Source organism: Rhodococcus globerulus, from assembly GCF_019334125.1.
In the GTDB taxonomy this organism is placed as follows: domain Bacteria; phylum Actinomycetota; class Actinomycetes; order Mycobacteriales; family Mycobacteriaceae; genus Rhodococcus_F; species Rhodococcus_F globerula.
On the sequence record NZ_CP079698.1, the window covers coordinates 4,021,694 to 4,039,067 of the forward strand.

At 60.2% G+C, this 17,374-nt stretch carries 15 protein-coding genes; 9 read left to right on the top strand and 6 right to left on the bottom strand.

Features of this window, described 5'->3' with window-relative positions; genetic code table 11:
- Positions 1–109: 109 nt before the first annotated feature.
- Positions 110–2,122 carry a hydantoinase B/oxoprolinase family protein gene (locus KYT97_RS18300; RefSeq protein ID WP_219110396.1) on the bottom strand — a complete coding sequence of 671 codons (2,013 nt, stop codon included), beginning with the start codon at positions 2,120–2,122 and terminating at the stop codon, positions 110–112.
- Between the two features lie 43 nt (positions 2,123–2,165).
- Entirely contained in the window at positions 2,166–4,217 is a 2,052-nt protein-coding gene (locus KYT97_RS18305) for a hydantoinase/oxoprolinase family protein (protein WP_092805191.1), read from the bottom strand.
- 340 nt (positions 4,218–4,557) lie between these two features.
- Between KYT97_RS18305 and KYT97_RS18310 the strand changes: the two genes are divergently transcribed.
- Complete coding sequence (locus KYT97_RS18310) at positions 4,558–5,661, top strand: transporter substrate-binding protein (RefSeq protein WP_245005863.1); 1,104 nt, start codon at positions 4,558–4,560, stop codon at positions 5,659–5,661.
- On the opposite strand, the gene KYT97_RS18315 is transcribed toward KYT97_RS18310, so the two are convergent.
- Entirely contained in the window at positions 5,602–7,140 is a 1,539-nt protein-coding gene (locus KYT97_RS18315) for a PucR family transcriptional regulator (protein ID WP_219110397.1), read from the bottom strand. The two genes, KYT97_RS18310 and KYT97_RS18315, sit on opposite strands and share 60 nt — an antisense overlap.
- Before the next feature lie 89 nt (positions 7,141–7,229).
- Positions 7,230–8,183, bottom strand: coding sequence for a LysR family transcriptional regulator (locus tag KYT97_RS18320; RefSeq protein WP_219110398.1), 954 nt, complete (start codon positions 8,181–8,183; stop codon positions 7,230–7,232).
- Positions 8,184–8,285: 102 nt separating this feature from the next.
- Here KYT97_RS18320 and KYT97_RS18325 point away from each other — a divergent pair, with 102 nt between their 5' ends.
- Positions 8,286–8,909 (top strand): LysE family translocator, encoded by a 624-nt coding sequence (locus KYT97_RS18325; RefSeq protein ID WP_033233756.1) that lies wholly within the window; start codon positions 8,286–8,288, stop codon positions 8,907–8,909.
- A gap of 139 nt (positions 8,910–9,048) precedes the next feature.
- On the top strand, positions 9,049–12,345 hold the full coding sequence (locus tag KYT97_RS18330) for a protein kinase domain-containing protein (RefSeq protein WP_219110399.1): 3,297 nt from the start codon (positions 9,049–9,051) through the stop codon (positions 12,343–12,345).
- A 20-nt stretch (positions 12,346–12,365) separates the two neighbouring features.
- Here the strand turns inward: KYT97_RS18330 and KYT97_RS18335 are convergent, their stop codons facing one another.
- Positions 12,366–13,277 carry an alpha/beta hydrolase gene (locus KYT97_RS18335; protein WP_219110400.1) on the bottom strand — a complete coding sequence of 304 codons (912 nt, stop codon included), beginning with the start codon at positions 13,275–13,277 and terminating at the stop codon, positions 12,366–12,368.
- A gap of 175 nt (positions 13,278–13,452) precedes the next feature.
- Between KYT97_RS18335 and KYT97_RS18340 the strand changes: the two genes are divergently transcribed.
- The 3 genes from KYT97_RS18340 to KYT97_RS18350 all read left to right on the top strand — a co-directional run bounded on the left by KYT97_RS18340 (position 13,453) and on the right by KYT97_RS18350 (position 15,230).
- Positions 13,453–14,334: an aldo/keto reductase gene (locus tag KYT97_RS18340; RefSeq protein ID WP_116102453.1), complete on the top strand. Its 882-nt coding sequence runs from the start codon at positions 13,453–13,455 to the stop codon at positions 14,332–14,334.
- A gap of 115 nt (positions 14,335–14,449) precedes the next feature.
- Positions 14,450–14,644, top strand: coding sequence for a hypothetical protein (locus tag KYT97_RS18345; RefSeq protein ID WP_092804825.1), 195 nt, complete (start codon positions 14,450–14,452; stop codon positions 14,642–14,644).
- A 31-nt stretch (positions 14,645–14,675) separates the two neighbouring features.
- The gene (locus KYT97_RS18350) at positions 14,676–15,230 is read left to right on the top strand and encodes a type 1 glutamine amidotransferase domain-containing protein (RefSeq protein WP_045065749.1); all 555 of its coding nucleotides are present in this window, start codon (positions 14,676–14,678) and stop codon (positions 15,228–15,230) included.
- A gap of 9 nt (positions 15,231–15,239) precedes the next feature.
- Here the strand turns inward: KYT97_RS18350 and KYT97_RS18355 are convergent, their stop codons facing one another.
- Entirely contained in the window at positions 15,240–15,479 is a 240-nt protein-coding gene (locus KYT97_RS18355; RefSeq protein WP_084702548.1) for a hypothetical protein, read from the bottom strand.
- A 331-nt stretch (positions 15,480–15,810) separates the two neighbouring features.
- Here KYT97_RS18355 and KYT97_RS18360 point away from each other — a divergent pair, with 331 nt between their 5' ends.
- Genes KYT97_RS18360 through KYT97_RS18365 form a run of 3 tightly spaced genes read left to right on the top strand, consistent with a single transcriptional unit; the run spans position 15,811 to position 17,359 of the window.
- Positions 15,811–16,353 carry a nucleotidyltransferase gene (locus KYT97_RS18360; protein WP_233365555.1) on the top strand — a complete coding sequence of 181 codons (543 nt, stop codon included), beginning with the start codon at positions 15,811–15,813 and terminating at the stop codon, positions 16,351–16,353.
- Between the two features lie 23 nt (positions 16,354–16,376).
- Positions 16,377–16,640, top strand: a complete 264-nt coding sequence (locus KYT97_RS30965; RefSeq protein WP_245005864.1) for a BON domain-containing protein — start codon at positions 16,377–16,379, stop codon at positions 16,638–16,640.
- Positions 16,637–17,359: a metallophosphoesterase family protein gene (locus KYT97_RS18365; RefSeq protein WP_219110401.1), complete on the top strand. Its 723-nt coding sequence runs from the start codon at positions 16,637–16,639 to the stop codon at positions 17,357–17,359. The genes KYT97_RS30965 and KYT97_RS18365 overlap by 4 nt, the downstream gene beginning before the upstream one ends.
- Positions 17,360–17,374 lie beyond the last annotated feature (15 nt).

Sequence of the window (17,374 nt, forward strand, 5' to 3'; positions counted from 1 at the left end):
TCGATGACGTTCCCCTGGCGCCGTTGCCATCTGGATACTGGTGTTTGACGAACCACACTCGGGTGCCCCGAATCTCGTCGGGGCACCCGAGCAGAATGGAGCGGGTAGTTCAGAGTGCCGCGACCTCGGAGACAGACAACGTGCCCTTGACGTACTCGACGGCCGGATCGTCGGTCCAGTGGACGATCGTGCGTCGGCGAAACATCGCGCGGAACTGGTCGGTGGTGTTCTCCAGTACTTCACCGCTGCCCCAGTCGAGGATCACTCCGTATTGGCGCACGCAGTCCATCTCATTGATCAGACCGGACTGGTACTCGGATGACACCTCGTGTGCGTCGCGTTCCATCCAGGCGTGCCGATTATTGCGAATGTAATTGCGAGCCTTTTCCGTTGCATCCGAGTCGATCTCGTACTCGAAGATCTCGGGATCGACCTCCTTGATCACCACGCCGTAGTCCTTCTCGGCCCGTTCGATACTCACGTAACCGTCGATGACGTCTTCGAGTACCGCATCGACCTCGCGTTGCAGCGGATCGCCCAGCCCACCGCCGCCGGCCGAGGGACGGGTGAACTCGTCGCCGGACTTGATGGGAATCGCGGCGAAGATCGAGCCGAGATATCTCTCGTTCTCGGTTCCCTTGTTGAGCCACACACCGTGTGGAATTGACGGCAGTCCGCCCCACAATCCCCATGTGACAGACCGCTCACGGTCACAGCAGTAGGACATCACGGTCTTGCTACTCGCCCACAGTCGACCGCCCTTCTCTGCACCGAGGCCACCGCGGTACTTTCCGGGCCCGCCGGAATCAGGAAGCAGATCATGACATGTGGTGAGCACCGGCGCCAGCCGCTCCTGTCCCTCGAAAGGCTGTGTACCGTACTGGACTCCGAACACCGCAGCCGATGCGTTGTAGCCGTCTGCGCCGTTTCGGGCGCCCCATCCGCCCATCATCCAGTCGTACCACATGAAATTGGGGCTGCCGTTCTCTCTCTCGTCCCGTCCGCCCACGAGTAGATACTCGAGGTTGAAGGTACAGGCCATCGCGCGTTCCGGCTGAATGTCGGACCAGATCTCGAATACCGAACTCATGATCTTCTCGAACGGCCCGGAACAGAATCCCGCGCACGGCGACGGCCAGTCCGCGTTGACCACTGATCCGAGCGGACCGAGATCCGCTGTCACCACACGATAGAACCCGGAATTCAGTGGTATGTCCGGGAATTGCATCTTCGTACCCGCAACGATCCCGGCGAACGAACCACCGAATCCGGCGTTGAGCATCGACGAGATGGAAGCATGGGAGTCACTCAGGTCGTAGTGAACCGTGTCGCCCTTGATAGTCATCTTCATCGTGACCGGGATGAGTCCTTCTCCCAATCCCGGATCCTGATCGATGTAGTCCTCTGTGTACCAGACACCGTCAGGCAGAGCGGCAATCTTGGCGCGCGTCAGATCTTCGACGTAGTCCTGGACCTCAGCCATGGCCGTCTTGATCGTCTCGACGCCGTATTTGTCGCACAGACGCTGAATTTCGCGCTCGGCGACCCGTGTGGCCTCCGCCTGCGCCTGCATATCGCCGATGATGTCGCGCGGGTTTCGTGTGTTCTTTGCGATGAGGTAGGCCACGTCCTCGAGGAAATGGTCCTTGCTCCACAACCTCGTCGGCGGGATACGCAACCCCTCTCCCATATGATCGAGCGCGTTGACGTTGAACGAGCCTGGTGTAGCACCGCCGACGTCGGCCCAGTGCCCGTTGGCCTGCGCGTAGCCGAGCAGTTCGCCCTGGTAATAGATGGGCCGGATGATGCGTGTGTCGTTGAAATGGCTTCCGCCCTCGTAGACGTCGTTGATGACAAAGACGTCGCCAGGATGGATGTCGCCCTCGAACTGACGAATTACGGCCTTTGCCGTGTAGTGGAGCGTCCCGACGTGGGCTGCGATGTCGCCCGTTCCCTGCATAACGGTGTTGCCCTCGGTATCGCAGATGGCCGACGAGAAGTCACGCGAGTAGATGACAAAGGAATAGCAGGTTCGCAAGATCTGCTCTGCCATTTGGTCGACGGTGTTGATGAAGGCGTTCTTGAGAACTTCGAAGGTTACCGGATCCAGCGATGTAGTCATTTCATTTGCCCTTCGTATGAATTCGATTGCGGCCGATGGCAGATCATGCGGAGTATTCGAGGATGAGATTCCCCCAGACGTCGACGCGGGCAGTGGTCCGCGGCGGAACGACAGTGGTCGAATCCAACTGGTCGACGATGCACGGACCGGACAGAATCGCACCCGCGGGAAGATCTGCGCGGTCGTAGACCGGGGTTTCGAGTCGAGCCACCTCGTCGGGAAACAGGACGTGGCGCAATTCGGTCGGCACCGGGGTGAAATCGGCGGGATCAATCGGCTCGGCCGGCTTGACGTCAGCTCGCGGAGTAAGACCGATGGCACGCACCAGGATTCGGTAGATCTCCACACCGCCATCCTCGGCCGCAAAGTTGTGTTCCTTGAGGTGCGTAGCGTGGAACGTTGCCACAACCTCGTCGAGACTCTCGAGCGGAACGCTCACCGGGACAGCGATGGCGCGCCACTGCCCCAGATACCGCATGTCGAGGTAGTACTCGAAAATCATGTCCTCCGCGTCGACGTGCTCGGCAGTCAGGCGTTCGCGTCCCTGCGCCTCCAGTTCCCGGAACGACTTGGCGAGGTGCCCGAGATCTGCTTCCGCGGCATCGGCCAGGTACATCTTGGTGAGATCGTGCTGAATGTCCACGAGCATGCAGCCCATCGCCGACGTCACTCCCGGGTGCGGCGGAATAATCACTGTCGGGATGCCAAGATCCTTGGCCAGGTAAGCCGCGTGCAGTGGTCCGGCCCCGCCGAATCCCACCAACGCAAAATCTCGTGGGTCATGCCCCTTGCGAATCGAGATGAGGCGGACAGCATCGGCCATGTTCGCGTTGGCCACCTTGATGATCGACTGTGCGGCCGTGTCGACATCCAGTCCGAGTGGCGAGGCGACCTTTTCGATTGCGTTGCGCGCCAGAGACTCGTCGAGTTCCTTGACTCCGCCTGCCAACTTCTTGCCGACTGTGCCCAGGACCAGATTGGCGTCCGTGTTGGTCGCGAAATCGCCTGCGGCGCCATAACACGCGGGCCCGGGCTCCGAGCCTGCGGACTGCGGTCCGTTGCGGAGTGAGCCGGCGTCGTCCAGCCAGGCGATCGAACCGCCACCGGCACCGATGGTGAGAACTTCGATGCTCGGGAAGCAGATCGGGTAACCGAACTCGACGCTCCACATGTTCGTCGTTCCGAGCACACCGTTATCCGTCAGCGACACATCGGTTGACGTGCCACCCATGTCGAAGCCGATCGAGTTCTCGTATCCACACATTCGCGCAATATGACGGCTGGCGATGGCACCAGCGGCAATGCCGGACGCAGCGAGTCGCGCTCCGTACTTCTCCGCCATCTTCGGCGTCATCACACCGCCGCCGGAGTGCAGGAGCAGGACGTCGTTCTTGTATCCGTTCTCCTCGAGGCGCCCCTCCAGTGTTCGCGCATATGGCCCGATGATCGGCACCAACGCCGCATTCGCCACCGTGGTGGAAAACCGCTCGTACTCGAAGATCTCAGGGAGAACGTCACTCGAGGTCGTGATCGCGACACCCGGTAGCTCCTCGGCAAGTATCTCCGCCATACGGTTTTCGTGATCCGGATTGGTGAAGGAGTTGACGAAGCACACGGCCACGGTCTCGACGCCACGACGCTCGAGGATTCTCGCGACGTCGCGCGCCTGATCTTCGTCGAGGGTTTCGAGAACCGTACCGTCGTAACCGATACGCTCGCGCACCGTCATTCGGTGCCTGCGAGGCACAAACGGTTCAGCGACTTCCTGGTACGGATCCCAACTTTCACGGTCACCGCGACGAATTTCGATGACGTCGCGGAAACCCTCGGTAGTCACGAGCGCAATCTTGGGAAACTTGCGAGTGATGAGCGCATTGGTCGCGATCGTGGTTCCGTGCGAGAAGAACTCGACGTCCTCCCAGTTCACCCCTGCCTGCCTCATACCGGCCAGAACGCCTTCGATCGGGTCGGTCTGGGTCGGGTACTTCGCAGTGGTGATCCGCCCATCCTCGTGCTGGACGAACACATCGGTGAAGGTTCCACCGATATCGACCGCAGTGCGAATCTTCGCCGGCTTGCTGATGGCTTCGGTCATGTTGCCCTCCTCGGGATTGGTCACTGTCCGCCGACAACACAACTCTCCGGCGCCGAAGTGGACAATTGGCCTATCGACTAGGTGGAGGAACACACGTACTGGAGATTGATACAGGTCCAAGACACCGAAAATGCGTCTACCTGGCTGAACGACAAGGCGATTCACGTTACGACGAGGTATCCGACATTCCGATGAAACGTCCGGTCATCAAATCGCAACGCGCTGCCGTCCCGCCTCGAACACCATCGTGTGAAGTGCGGGAGCAGACCGTAGAGTGGGATCGACAGAGTGGGATCGACCGCCACCGCCGTGGCACCGCACGCGAGAAAGGAGCGGACGAGTGAAAATCGGAATGCTGTACTCACTCAGCGGGGCGCAGGCAGAGATGGAGAAGTCCATCCTCGACGGCGCCCTGGTTGCGGTTCACGAGGTCAACGCGAGCGGCGGGATCCTCGGCGAGGAACTGACATTCGCCGTGTTCGACGATTGCTCGGAAGTCGCGATGACGGGACATGGCATCAACCATCTGTGCCGCGAAGAGTCCGTCGACGTCATTGTCGGCGGATACACCTCAGCCAGTCGGGTCGCGATGCGCCCGGCGATCGAAGACAATCAATCGTTGCTGATGTACCCCACGTACTTCGAGGGTGAGGAGACCGATCCGCGCGTGTTCTATTGCGGCGCAGCACCGAACCAATACCTCGAAGACTATCTCGGCTGGATTGCCTGCACCCTCGGACGACGCGTCTACATCGTCGGTTCGGACTACATCTATCCCAGGGTGCTCGGTGAAGCGATTCGGCGGCTCGGCGAGCAACGGAACGTCGAGACCATCGGCAATTGGTACGCGCCGCTGGGCGAGACGTCCTTTGGCGCAGTCCTTGACGACATCAAACGCAAACGCCCCTCGGTGATCATCTGCAATCTTGTCGGACACGATTCGACCACGGCCTTCTACACTCAGTTCCACCAGGCTGGTTTCTCGTCTGATTCCCTACCCATCGCGGCCACCGCGACAACGGCGATCGACCTGGGGCACATGCCTGCCGAAATCAGCAACGGTCACTTCATGGCCGGCACGTACTTCGCCAGAATCGACAACCACATCAACGCGTCGTACCGGCAATCCTTGATCGACGTACGCGGCCAACACCGCACGCATGCAGCACAAGTGGGTGCCTACAATGCGGTTCATGCGCTGAGTCTGGCATCCGAACAGACCGCATCACTCGACCCTGCCGACCTCTCCGACGCGCTGCTCTGCGTTCGATTCGACGGAAACCCCGAGGGACTGCCGTTCCACTTCCGCAGCAATCACTACAGTGCGCACCCGTCGTACGTCGGTCGAGCGTCCGACGGTGACTACGACGTCATCGAAGAATTCTCACCCAGGCTCCCCGAACCCTGGTGGTCTGGAAGTGTCCCACTCCCCGTATCGAGATGACTCCCGTAGCGCAAGAGCGATATAGAAATCCGCGCGATCGGCCGTGGAGTGCACACCACGCCCCGTGAGGCGTTCAATTCGGTTCAGTCGGTAGCGAAGTGTGTTGATGTGGATACCCAATTCGGCAGCCGTGGCGCTCCATTGCCCGTCCAAAGCCAGAAACGTTCTGAGCGTTTCCAGATACTGTGAACCCTTGCTCTCGTCGTAGTCGACCACGGGCTTCAGCAGAGCGTTGTCGAGGACACTTACCAATCTGGGGTCGCTGGCGAGCAGAGTTGCGGCCATCGGTGCGGGGAGCGGAACCGAAGGGCTGTCCGGACCCGACGAGCGTGCGTGACGATCCGCCATCTGCCGGGCGCTGATCAAGCCCCGAACCAGATCGTCGCTGCTTCGCAGGACGCACGAACTCGTACCTATGGACAACGCGCCTTCGTGCCGCAGGGCGAACAGCGTTGCGAGCATATCGAGTTGTCCATCGAAACCTTCACTGCTGTCGATGGATTCGACAGCACCTCTCATCGTGACAAGCGCGTAGGCGTTGCCTTCGTATGATCCGGACACAGACGCGGCGGCACCTTGAAGCGCGAGATCCTGCAATCCGGCAACTACCGTATCGATCCGGCCTTCGGTCGCCTCTGGCACTACGACGGAGACGGCGCGAATACGGATTCCCGGTTCGAGCCCCAACGAACGTGCCCACGGATCGAGTGCGGCGGACGCAACATTTGCCTGAACCAGTTCGCGTATCAGTGCATTCTCGGACTGCGCTCGTGCCGCCCTGGTGACCTCCAGCGCATGGAGGCGGGCGTCGATCTGTCCGGCAAGCTTGCCCACGCGGCGCGTTTCCCACTGCACGCGGTTCGGATTCACCAGCACCAGAGCGTGGCCGGACCGGGGCAACATGAGATGAAGTCCCGCTGCATCACTCGGGGCACCCTCCAGCGAAGTCGGTTTGCGGGAAAGAATCTTGATCGGAAAATCCGCGGCGGGCACGATCGATCCAGTGATGACACACCCCTGCATCACTACCCACACGGTGACACCACTCTTCCCGACGAATTCGTCGAGGAGGTCCTGCACTGCCTCCGAGTGCGAATCCTGTTTCGGCACTCCAGCGGGTTGTGACGTGAGTGTCGCACTGAGTTGACCGAAGAGCATGTCCTTGGGCAGGAGAAACACCGGCATCGATTGGCGCACACACTCGGTCACGAATTCCGGAGGGAGATCGAAGTCGTCGTTGTCGACGACTACACCAACGCCTCCTCCCGACCGCATCTGGGCGAGAAGCGATTCCGGTGCAGACAGCGAGGGCCACGTCCCCGCGGGGACGTACACCACGCAGCCCGCCTCGAAATCGATGCCCGACGCCGAGTCGATTTCGCAAAAGGTGCTGACGGAGTTATCTCGCGCTTTCTCGACAGCCCCGGGCGTGAGGGATCGAAGGCCCGCACGATCGACAAGATCGCCTACCGTGGCCAACGTACCTCCCTCCCAGCGTCGAGGTCATGTGCCCGATTATGAAGCCACACATCGGTTTTCTCGACCGCTGGAGAGCACCCGAGCGCCTATTACAGTGTGGCCTTGGACACAGCCTCCCGATATTGCAGGTGCGATCGCAATGCGGCGTCGACTACCGATATTGCGTTGTCGTTGACCTGATGAGTACGCAGCGCGATGCCGATCTTGCGGGCCGGCGGATCTTCGAGCTCGAGAACACGAACTTCGCCAGGCAATTCGGGACGGCCCAGACGGGGCACCAGTGCGAGCCCGAGACCCGCGGCTACGAACGGGACATGCAGTGCGAAGTCGGAAATTTCTGCGGTGATTCGTGGCCGATGACCATGCAGGGCGAACATGTGGATGAGCCATGAATGACAAATCGTGCCCGCGCCGGTGGACACCCAACTGTATGTCGCGAGGTCTTCGAGTCCAGGCGACTGGGCAAGTGAATGGTCTCGGTGGCAGATTACGTCGGCAACGTCGTCGACCAGATCGTCGGCAGTATTGTCGGCAGTATTGTCGGCAAGGGGACCCACTGTGATCGCCGGATACACCGGCGCCTGCTGCCCTTGCCAATGATGTGTGACCGCAATGTCTACCATCCCGGCTGACAGGGCGTGATACGCCTCGCCTGGGTCCATCTCGGCGAGTGAACAGGTGAGCTGCGGGTGTTGATCCTGAACTTCGGCTATCGCCGTCAGCGCACCGTGCCGGATGGCGGTCGTAAATGCGGCGACACGCACATGGCCCGCAACTTGTGACTCACGAGCGGACGAAACACCGAGAATGGCCTCCAACCGACTCAACACCGGACCTGCCTCGTCGAGGAGCGCATGAGCCTCGGGCGTCAGAGCCACTCTGCGCCCCGTGGGCGTCAACAAGGATCGACCCGTCGCCTTTTCGAGTCGCTTGAGCTGCTGGCTGACCGCGGACGGACTCAGCCGCAGAACTGCAGCGGCAGCCGTCACTGTCCCATGCTCTTTGACCGACTGGAGCGCGCGCAGCGTGGCTAGTTCATCCATGAAGCAATCCTTCACGAAATAGTTCTCGAATATGCGATGGACGTGGACAGTGCTCACACCGGAAACTAGTCGAAGTCCACAAACGAGCACAGAGGAGAGAACATGCTGCCCATCGCGTCCGTGGTCGGGATCGGGCTCATCGCGCTGGGAATGGTGCTGACCCCCGGCCCGAACATGGTCTACCTCGCGTCGCGCTCCATCTCACAAGGCAGGCGCGCGGGATTGGTCTCGCTGGGCGGCGTCGCTCTGGGATTTGTCTTCTACCTGGGTGCATCCGCTGCAGGACTGTCCGCGCTGTTCGCGGCGGTCCCGGCCGCATATACGACCGTCAAACTCGTCGGCGCCGTCTACCTGGCATATCTCGCGTGGAACATGCTGCGACCAGGCGGGCGCTCACCGTTCGAGGCACGAGAACTCGACGCTCACTCCCCTTTCCGGTTGTTCGCCATGGGATTGGTGACAAACATCTTGAATCCCAAGATCGCGCTGATGTATGCGGCACTCGTCCCTCAGTTCGTGCACCCCGAAAACGGACCGGTGCTAGGTCAATTCCTTCAGTTGGGACTAGTTCAAATCACCGTTGCTGTGGCGATCAACGGAGCGATAGTTCTCGCTGCGTCATCGGTCTCCGAGTACCTTCGTCATCATCCTCGGGTCATGGCAGCCCAGCGCCTCGTCACCGGGGCACTTCTGAGTGCGTTTGCCGTCAAGGTTGCCGCAACGTGACTCTGCGCTGTGGCAACTCACTTGAATTTCCAACAAAGTGCCCGTGGGGGTGGCGAGCGGGGGCTTTGAGGGACCATCATCGATAGGTGAGTTTCGTCGGATTTTCCACGCGACGTGCACAGGTGGATCGATGTAGTCCATGACCGATGTCGACCCCTTCGCGACGCAATTCGACGCGACAGGTTCGGTCGCGGCGGAATTGTCTGCGTCCGGGTTCGAGGACGCTACCGAGATCGGCCGTGGAGGTTTTGGCGTCGTCTACCGCTGTCGGCAGCCGTCGCTCGACCGGACCGTGGCAGTAAAGGTTCTCACCACCGACCTCGACGAGGAGAACCGCGCACGGTTCTTTCGAGAGCAGCGCGCAGCAGGCCGACTGACCGGACATCCCAACATCGTGAATGTTTTTCAAACCAGCGTCACCGGTAGCGGACGGCCCTTCATCGTCATGCCGTACTACGCCCAAGATTCCCTCGACACCCTGATCCGACGGCACGGACCGCTCCCACTAGGTGAAGCACTGCGCCTCGGTGTGAGGATTGCCGGCGCCTTGGAGTCCGCGCACCGACTCGGCATCCTGCATCGAGATGTCAAGCCCGGAAACATCCTGCTCACCGATTACGGTGAACCGGCGCTGTCCGACTTCGGCATCGCTCATTTTGCCGGTGGATTCGAAACTGGCACAGGCATTGTCACGGGTTCACCGGCCTTCATTGCGCCCGAAATCGTGACCGGCGGGCCGCCGAGTTCCGCAGCGGATGTCTATGGTCTCGGCTCTACGTTATTCGCCACACTGACCGGACACGCTGCTTTCGAACGTCGCAGTGGTGAACGACTGGTCGCCCAGTTCCTGCGAGTTACGTCGGAGCCTGTTCCGAACCCACGCGAGTTCGGCATCCCGGACGACGTCGGCGCTCTCATCGAAAGAGCCATGTCCGCCAACCCGGGAACCCGCCCGTCGTCACAGGAGCTAGGACAACAACTCCGCGAAGCACAACGCCGCCACGATCTGCCTGTCGATGAAATGTCCTTGTACTCCGAACCTGCACGCACGCAATCCGTCCCATCGCCCACAGCACAGGGTCATCCGCAAAACGAGTACCCCGAAAAAAGTATTCCTCCGCCAACGGATCGCACCGGGGGACTCCCGCTCGAGCTGACCAGTTTTGTCGACCGCCGTACCGAACTCGCCACGGCCAAGAACCTACTGACGACCGCGCGACTGGTGACATTGACCGGAATCGGTGGTGTGGGAAAGACTCGACTCGCATTTCGGATCGCCGCCAAGACACAACACAGTTTTGCCGACGGCGTCCGGCTGGTGGAGTTGGCGGAGCTGCAGGAGCAATCGCTGCTCCCAGGTGTTGTGGCACGCACCCTGGGGATACAAGACCGGTCTGCGAAGCCCGTCCGGGAGATGGTTGCCGAGTTCCTCGCTCAACGAGAGCTTTTGCTGGTACTCGACAATTGCGAACAGGTAGTTACTGCAGCGGCGCAGCTATCCGAATTCCTGCTACGCGCCTGCCCCGACCTGAAGATTCTGGCGACGAGCCGCGAACCACTCGGAGTCGGAGGAGAGTCGATTCTCCTTGTCCCCCCACTACCGGTCCCCGATCCCGACAACCTACCGAAGGGCGCGCCGAGTAACGATGCCGTGCGACTGTTCGTCGATCGCGCCACCGGAGTTGTGCCGGGCTTCGAACTCACGCAGGACAATAAAGTCGCCATCGCGTCGATCTGTAGGCAACTGGACGGGCTCCCGCTACCGATCGAGTTGGCAGCGGCGCGATTGCGGGCGATGTCGCCCACACAAATCCTGCAGCGGCTTTCCGAGCGATACGCCTTGTTGACCAGTGGAAGCAGGGACGCACCGTCAAGGCAACAGACATTGCGAATGTGCATCGACTGGAGTTACGACCTGTGCACTCCGATGGAGCAAGCAGTGTGGGCGCAACTGTCGGTGTTCTCCGGTGGATTCGAACTCAAAGCCGCAGAACAGATTTGCGACGGAGAGCTGACACCGACGGACGTGCTCGACGCCGTGACGTTTCTGGTCGACAAGTCGATACTGATCCGTGAAATATCGGACAACACCGTGCGTTTCCGGATGCTGGAGACAATCCGTGACTACGGGCGACAGAAGGCACAAGAAGCCGGAGAGCATGAGTACACGGAACTTCGTCGCCGACACCGCGATTGGTTCGAAGCTCTGGCGCTCGCAGCAGATACCGACTGGATCAGTCCTCGGCAGATCGAGTTGATCACCACTATCGCTCGGGAAAAGTCCAATCTGCGGGAGGCTTTGGAGTTCTGTGTGTCCGACAGCCCTGAAATCGGCACTCGGATCACCACGGCTCTGTTTTCCTACTGGCTCGCCCGTGGCGCAATCACCGAAGGCCGCCAATGGCTGCGCCGCTTCAGCGAATATCGAATCGGCCCACCAACCATCGAGCGTGCCAGGGCAATTCATGCCGGAAGCCTCTTGTCTGCGGTCCAGGGAGATATTCAAACATCAGAAGCACTCGTCAAGGAGGGGCGAGTCCTCGCCGGCCAGTCGACCGACCCGCTGATCAACGCCTATCTCCAGCATGCAGAGGGCTATCTTGCCTTGTTCAACGAGGATCTTGCCGAGTCGTGTATCCACCTCGAAAAGGCTGCTCAGTTGTTCACCGAACAGAAGAACCTGCCCTTCCAGGTAACTGCCTTGCTTACCCTCGGCATGACACTCGACCTGATGGATGACACCGACCGAGCAATCGAATACAACGAACGCGCACTTGCCATTACCGAGGAACACGGCGAAACGGTGTATCGGACGTACGTCCTGTGGACGCTGGCTGTTGCGACCTGGAAGCACGGCGATGGCGATCGGGCATCTCGACTACTGAAGCAGGCATTGCGATTGGGCCGCAACCTCAATGACCGGTTGAACGCCAGCGTGTGCCTGCAAGCATTGTCGTGGGTCGCGATCGACAGCAAGGATGCCCGACGCGCAGCCATGTTGATGGGCGCCGCTGAGAAAGCGAGCGGGTCTGTCGGAGGTTCGTCTGTTGTCGTGCCGAGCATGGCCGTCTTCCAAGACGATTGTGAACGCAAAGTCAGACTCGCGCTGGGCGAGCGAGCCTTCAACAATGCGCGTAGCAAAGGCGCCGACCTTCGGTTCCGCGACGCTGTCGACTACGCACTGGGCGAGGAACGCACCAGCCCGCGAAGTTCCACTAACGGCCCGTCGAGCAGGCCGACAAAACGCGAACTCGAAGTCGCCGCGCTGGTGGCTGACGGTCTCACCAACAAGGAGATCGCAGCCCGCTTGGTGATCTCGCCGCGCACCGCGCAGGGCCATGTCGAGCATCTACTGGTGAAGCTCGGCTTCACCTCTCGCACACAGGTTGCCGCATGGTTTGCGGAATCGAAAGGCGATCGCACAGAACCGAAGTAGTTGCCTTGCAGTCAAATTCCCTAAGTGGAGAGGACGGCAGTGAGAGCCTTCAACTGTTCACGGCGGTACTCCCGCGCCGGAGTCGATCGGGCTTCGATCTGATCGAAGCCGTGGTAGGCACCTGGTGCCTCGAACAGTGTGCACGGAACACCGGCGTCGATCAGCCGCTTGGAGTAGCTGACGTCTTCGTCGTAGAACAAGTCGTTTGTGCCGACGCCGATCCACGTCGGCGGGAGTCCCGTGAGATCTTCGTACCGTGCGGGTGCGGCCAACGGCGGCACATCCGTGATCGACGATCCGAGATACGCGCTCCATCCGTAACGGTTACTGCGGGGGCTCCACACCCTGAATCGACTCTCGTCGAGGTCTGTTCGCTTGGTTGTCCGGTCATCGAGCATCGGATACGACAACAACTGGAATGCGGGCAGCACCTCGCCGCGTTCTTTGGCCAGAAGAGTCAGAGCAGCGGCCAAGCCCCCACCGGCGCTCTCCCCCACGACAGCGATTCGGCTCGCGTCGACGTCAGGTTGATCCGCCAACCACCGCAGTGCGCGGTAGCAGTCCTCCAAGGGGGCAGGATACGGATGATGCGGTGCGAGCCGGTACTCCACCGACGCTGCAACAGCACCCAATTGCGCGGCGATGTTCCGGCACATTCCATCCCCCATCGCTGCGCTGCCGATGACATATCCACCGCCATGGATGAAGAGCACACCCGGCCTGGGGATATCGGGCGCGGTGGGTCGGAATACCCGGACTGAAACATTCGCGTCGCAGCGGACAACATCCCCGCCTTTTGGCGGCACCAGGGCTCCTAATCCGGTGAGTCGACGGAGGAGTCCCGCAGTGCGCCGAGTGATCACGGTGCGTGGCAGGAATCGTGCGAGCTTCAATGCGGGGTCGAAATCCGTCGCAACCCGATCCGAGGTCATGGCATGTTCGCTTTCCGTCGACGTGTTCAACGAAACTATCGCGATTGCGACACCCTAGGCGGAAAACAACATGATTCAACAACCTGTGTAGTGGCCCGTCCGGACATCCAGGCAACCTGTTGGGGGTTAACACCAGTACCTGTCACCTCCGCCAAAACATCCCTACGGTGAAAACATGCCTGAAAATACGATCGCCCTGAACAACGGCGTGGAAATGCCGGCCATCGGGCTGGGCGTTTTCCAAACCCCACCGGATGTCACGGTTTCCGCCGTCGAGTCGGCCCTTCGCACCGGCTACCGGCACATCGATACTGCCGCCGCGTACTTCAACGAACGTGAGGTCGGAGAAGGTATCAAGCGTTCCGACGTCAACTCCGACGAGGTGTTCATCGAGACCAAGGTCTGGATCAGCGACTACGGTTTCGACACCACCCTCCACGCGTTCGACAAGGCGACGGGCAAGCTCGGCGTCGACCAACTCGACCTTCTTATCTTGCACCAGCCGCTGTCCAACCGTTTCGACCTGACCCTCGACGCCTACCGAGCTCTCGAGAAGCTACTCGCCGACGGCAAGGTCCGGGCCATCGGAGTCAGCAATTTCATGCCCGCACACCTCGACCGACTCTTGGCCGAGACAACCGTCGTACCTTCCGTGAACCAGATCGAACTTCACCCGTACTTCCAGCAGAAGGAACTGCAGCACCTGCACGCCGAGCACGGCATCGTGACGCAGGCCTGGTCGCCGATCGGCGGCATCACCTCCTACGGCGGCGGCGAGAAGAGCACCTTTGACGATCCGACTTTGCTCGATATCGCTGCGCAGCATGGTAAGTCGGCAGCCCAGGTAATGCTGCGGTGGCATCTGCAGCAAGGTCGCTCCGCTATCCCGAAGTCGACAAAGCCAACCCGCATCGCCGAGAACTTCGACGTCTTCGACTTCGACCTCACCAGCGACCAGCTTGCTGCGATCGATGCCCTCGACACCGGCGTACGCGGTGGACCCGATCCCGACAGCATCACACTCGAGAACTACGGCCGGGAGATCCCGGAGGCCTAATGCTTGCGGTGCACCTTTATTGGCCGCCCGTGGTCAACAGAGGCGCACAATTCAATTGCGCATCAGGCAGATTGAACAATGATTAAACGGGACGCGTTTCGGGAAGGCGTACATAATGGCCACATACAGAGTGATCAATCCCGCAGGTGATGTCATAGATACCCGTGACATTGAGAGCGCCGACGACGCACACGCGTGGTTCGTGGACGTGTGCGCCGACAATTCGGAGCTCGGGTGGCGCATGGAGGTAGGACACGGAGGAGACGAATGGTCCTTCTTCGACGACAGCGAAGGTACATCATCACGCTGAGCTCGAAGTATGAACGGAGGAAGTGAGAGCAATGAGTGAGTTGCTGAAAGGAAAGCGGGTTGCCTTCCTGGCAGCCCCCGAAGGCGTCGAGCAAGTTGAACTGACAGATCCCTGGGATGCAGTTCGTTCGGAACATGCTGAGCCTTCGCTTATTTCACTCGAGCAGGGAACAATCCAGGCATTCAATCATCTGGACCGAGGCGATGTTTTCGACGTCGACGATGTAGTCGAATCAGCGTCGACATCGGACTACGACGCCCTCGTACTACCTGGAGGAGTCGCAAACCCGGACTTCCTCCGCATGAACAAAGAGGCTGTTGCGTTCGTCCGCAGTTTCTTCGATGACGGAAAACCTGTCGCTGTAATCTGCCACGGACCGTGGACGCTCGTCGAGGCCGACGTAGTGAATGGTCGGACGCTCACGTCGTGGCCCAGCCTGCGCACCGACATCACGAATGCCGGCGGCAGTTGGGTCGACCACGACGTAGTTGTGTGCACGAACGGACCGAACACCCTTGTGTCAAGCCGGAAACCCGACGACCTCCCGGCCTTTTGCTCGAAGCTGATCGAGGCGCTCTCTGCCTAGCGTGTCGATTCAGGCACCTACGCGGTCTGCTGCCTTGTTGTGACCTTCTTGACGAGCACAATGAGCGCAGCAGTACATCGTGTCTTCCGCTTCGATTCCATGTCCGAGAATGCGGCATCCACAGTGCGCGCACTGTGGTGCCATTGCCTGGGCCGCGCATTCGAAGCTGTCGAAGGTGGCAGTGCGTTCGCCACGCGTGACTGTAAACGTCTTGTCGTACTCGTTACCGCACGTTTCGCAGGTAGCCATGAGCGTCTCCTTCGTCAGAAGCCGTCGGTGCTCTCGACGGCATGTCTGATCGTGGTACCCAGACTCGGTCCGACGTATCCTCTATGGAAGCCTCACCCCCAGTAACACTGGGACCGAATCGCTTTCACACCAACGGTCGAGGAACCGAGCGATTTCGACCCACTGTCCGCGCGGTGAGAACTCCGAGAACGCATTCGATCCGGTCGGTCGATTTCGTCGGCGAACTCGAGCCCACACGGTTCGCCGGAAGGAGATCGGGTACCTCCTGAAAATGACGACACGACCACCCCGGCATCCGCCTCCCCCCGTCTCCACCCACGGCAGGTCCAGCATGGACGATCTGTTGCAGACTATGACGCGAGCGGTGAACACACTGGCAAGAGCTGAAATTCGATTTGCTGTTGCGGGCGGTTGTGCCGTGTATGCACGCGGCGGACCACCATCGGGGCACGATGTCGATATCTTCCTGCGCAAGCAGGACGTGACTCCGGCATTGCACGCACTACGCGAGACCGGAATGAAACCGGTTAACCCGCCCGAGGATTGGCTGGCAAAGGTGTACGACAGCGACGTACTCGTCGACCTTATTTTCTCTGCCTCAGGGCGCGACATCACCGACGAGTTCCTGGACCGGGCAACGTCTATGCGGGTCGGTTCCGCTGTCGCACCCGTCGTCGGCGCGACGGACTTGATGATCGACAAACTGAACGTCCTCGATGCTCATCGTTGCGACTTCGTTCCCATGCTCCAGATCGCGCGCGATTTACGAGAGCAAGTCGACTGGCCGGAAGTTGTCGACCAGACACGAGCCTCGCCGTATGCGCGGGCCTTTCTTGGGCTCCTCGACGATCTCGAGATTGCTTCGACAAAATAGGCAAGCGAATGGAGGCTGGGAGGATGAAGGCAGAAGAGCAACTTCCGCAATACCTGGTGGCACACATCAGACGAGCTTTCGCCGAAGATCCACGAACATCGGAACTCGGTGTGCGGGTGACGATTCGAGGATCGAAGATCTACCTCAGCGGTGAACTGAACAGTCTCGCCCGAAAGCGGGAACTAGAATCGGTAGTCACGGAGTTGGCCCCCGACATTACCGTCTGCAACGACATCCATGTCGTGAGTTCTGCTGAACCACAATCTGATTACGAGGACTTACAGTGATCCGGGTCGCCGCGGTCGGCGATGTGCATCTCGGCGCAGATTCACACGGCGAGTTGCGGCCTGCACTCGACATGGTATCCACCCATGCGGACGTCTTGTTGCTGGCCGGCGATCTCACCCGGCACGGAGGCCGGGATGAGGCGAAGGTCGTTGCCGACGAGTTCGCAGACCTGGGAATCCCGGTAATCGCCGTGCTCGGAAATCACGACTACCACAGCAATGCCGTCTCAGACGTTACGGATACGCTTACTGCGCAAGGGATTTCTGTTCTGGAAGGCGAATCTGTCACCATCGATATTGCCGGACAAACATTGGGGATTGCAGGCACCAAAGGATTTGGTGGTGGATTCGCAGGTAAATGCGCCAGCGTGTTCGGAGAACCACAAATGAAGGAGTTCGCGGGCCACACCGTTGACGTCGCCGAGCGCTTCCGATCAGCGGTGTCCTCCCTCGAGGCAGACATACGCGTCGCACTACTGCACTACTCGCCGATCAGCGACACTCTGCACGGTGAACCGCCCGAGATCTACCCCTTCCTCGGGTCGTATCTCCTCGGCGAACCTATCGACGAGTTTCAACTCGATCTGGCACTCCACGGGCATGCTCACGCCGGAACCGAGCGTGGCACAACCCCAGGTGGGGTGAGGGTGCGCAATGTTGCACAACCAGTTATCCGAGCAGCATATGCCGTATACGGTCTCGGGTGCGCGGACTCCTGACTTCGAACCGCGAGG

Bases quoted from the DNA above. Each gene is read 5' to 3' on its own strand.
- KYT97_RS18350 (WP_045065749.1), top strand. From the start codon at position 14,676: ATGAGTGAGTTGCTGAAAGGAAAGCGGGTTGCCTTCCTGGCAGCCCCC.
- KYT97_RS18325 (WP_033233756.1), top strand. From the start codon at position 8,286: ATGCTGCCCATCGCGTCCGTGGTCGGGATCGGGCTCATCGCGCTGGGA.
- KYT97_RS18345 (WP_092804825.1), top strand. From the start codon at position 14,450: ATGGCCACATACAGAGTGATCAATCCCGCAGGTGATGTCATAGATACC.
- KYT97_RS18330 (WP_219110399.1), top strand. From the start codon at position 9,049: ATGACCGATGTCGACCCCTTCGCGACGCAATTCGACGCGACAGGTTCG.
- KYT97_RS30965 (WP_245005864.1), top strand. From the start codon at position 16,377: ATGAAGGCAGAAGAGCAACTTCCGCAATACCTGGTGGCACACATCAGA.
- KYT97_RS18360 (WP_233365555.1), top strand. From the start codon at position 15,811: ATGGACGATCTGTTGCAGACTATGACGCGAGCGGTGAACACACTGGCA.
- KYT97_RS18355 (WP_084702548.1), bottom strand. From the start codon at position 15,479: ATGGCTACCTGCGAAACGTGCGGTAACGAGTACGACAAGACGTTTACA.
- KYT97_RS18335 (WP_219110400.1), bottom strand. From the start codon at position 13,277: ATGACCTCGGATCGGGTTGCGACGGATTTCGACCCCGCATTGAAGCTC.
- KYT97_RS18305 (WP_092805191.1), bottom strand. From the start codon at position 4,217: ATGACCGAAGCCATCAGCAAGCCGGCGAAGATTCGCACTGCGGTCGAT.
- KYT97_RS18300 (WP_219110396.1), bottom strand. From the start codon at position 2,122: ATGACTACATCGCTGGATCCGGTAACCTTCGAAGTTCTCAAGAACGCC.
- KYT97_RS18340 (WP_116102453.1), top strand. From the start codon at position 13,453: ATGCCTGAAAATACGATCGCCCTGAACAACGGCGTGGAAATGCCGGCC.
- KYT97_RS18320 (WP_219110398.1), bottom strand. From the start codon at position 8,183: ATGGATGAACTAGCCACGCTGCGCGCGCTCCAGTCGGTCAAAGAGCAT.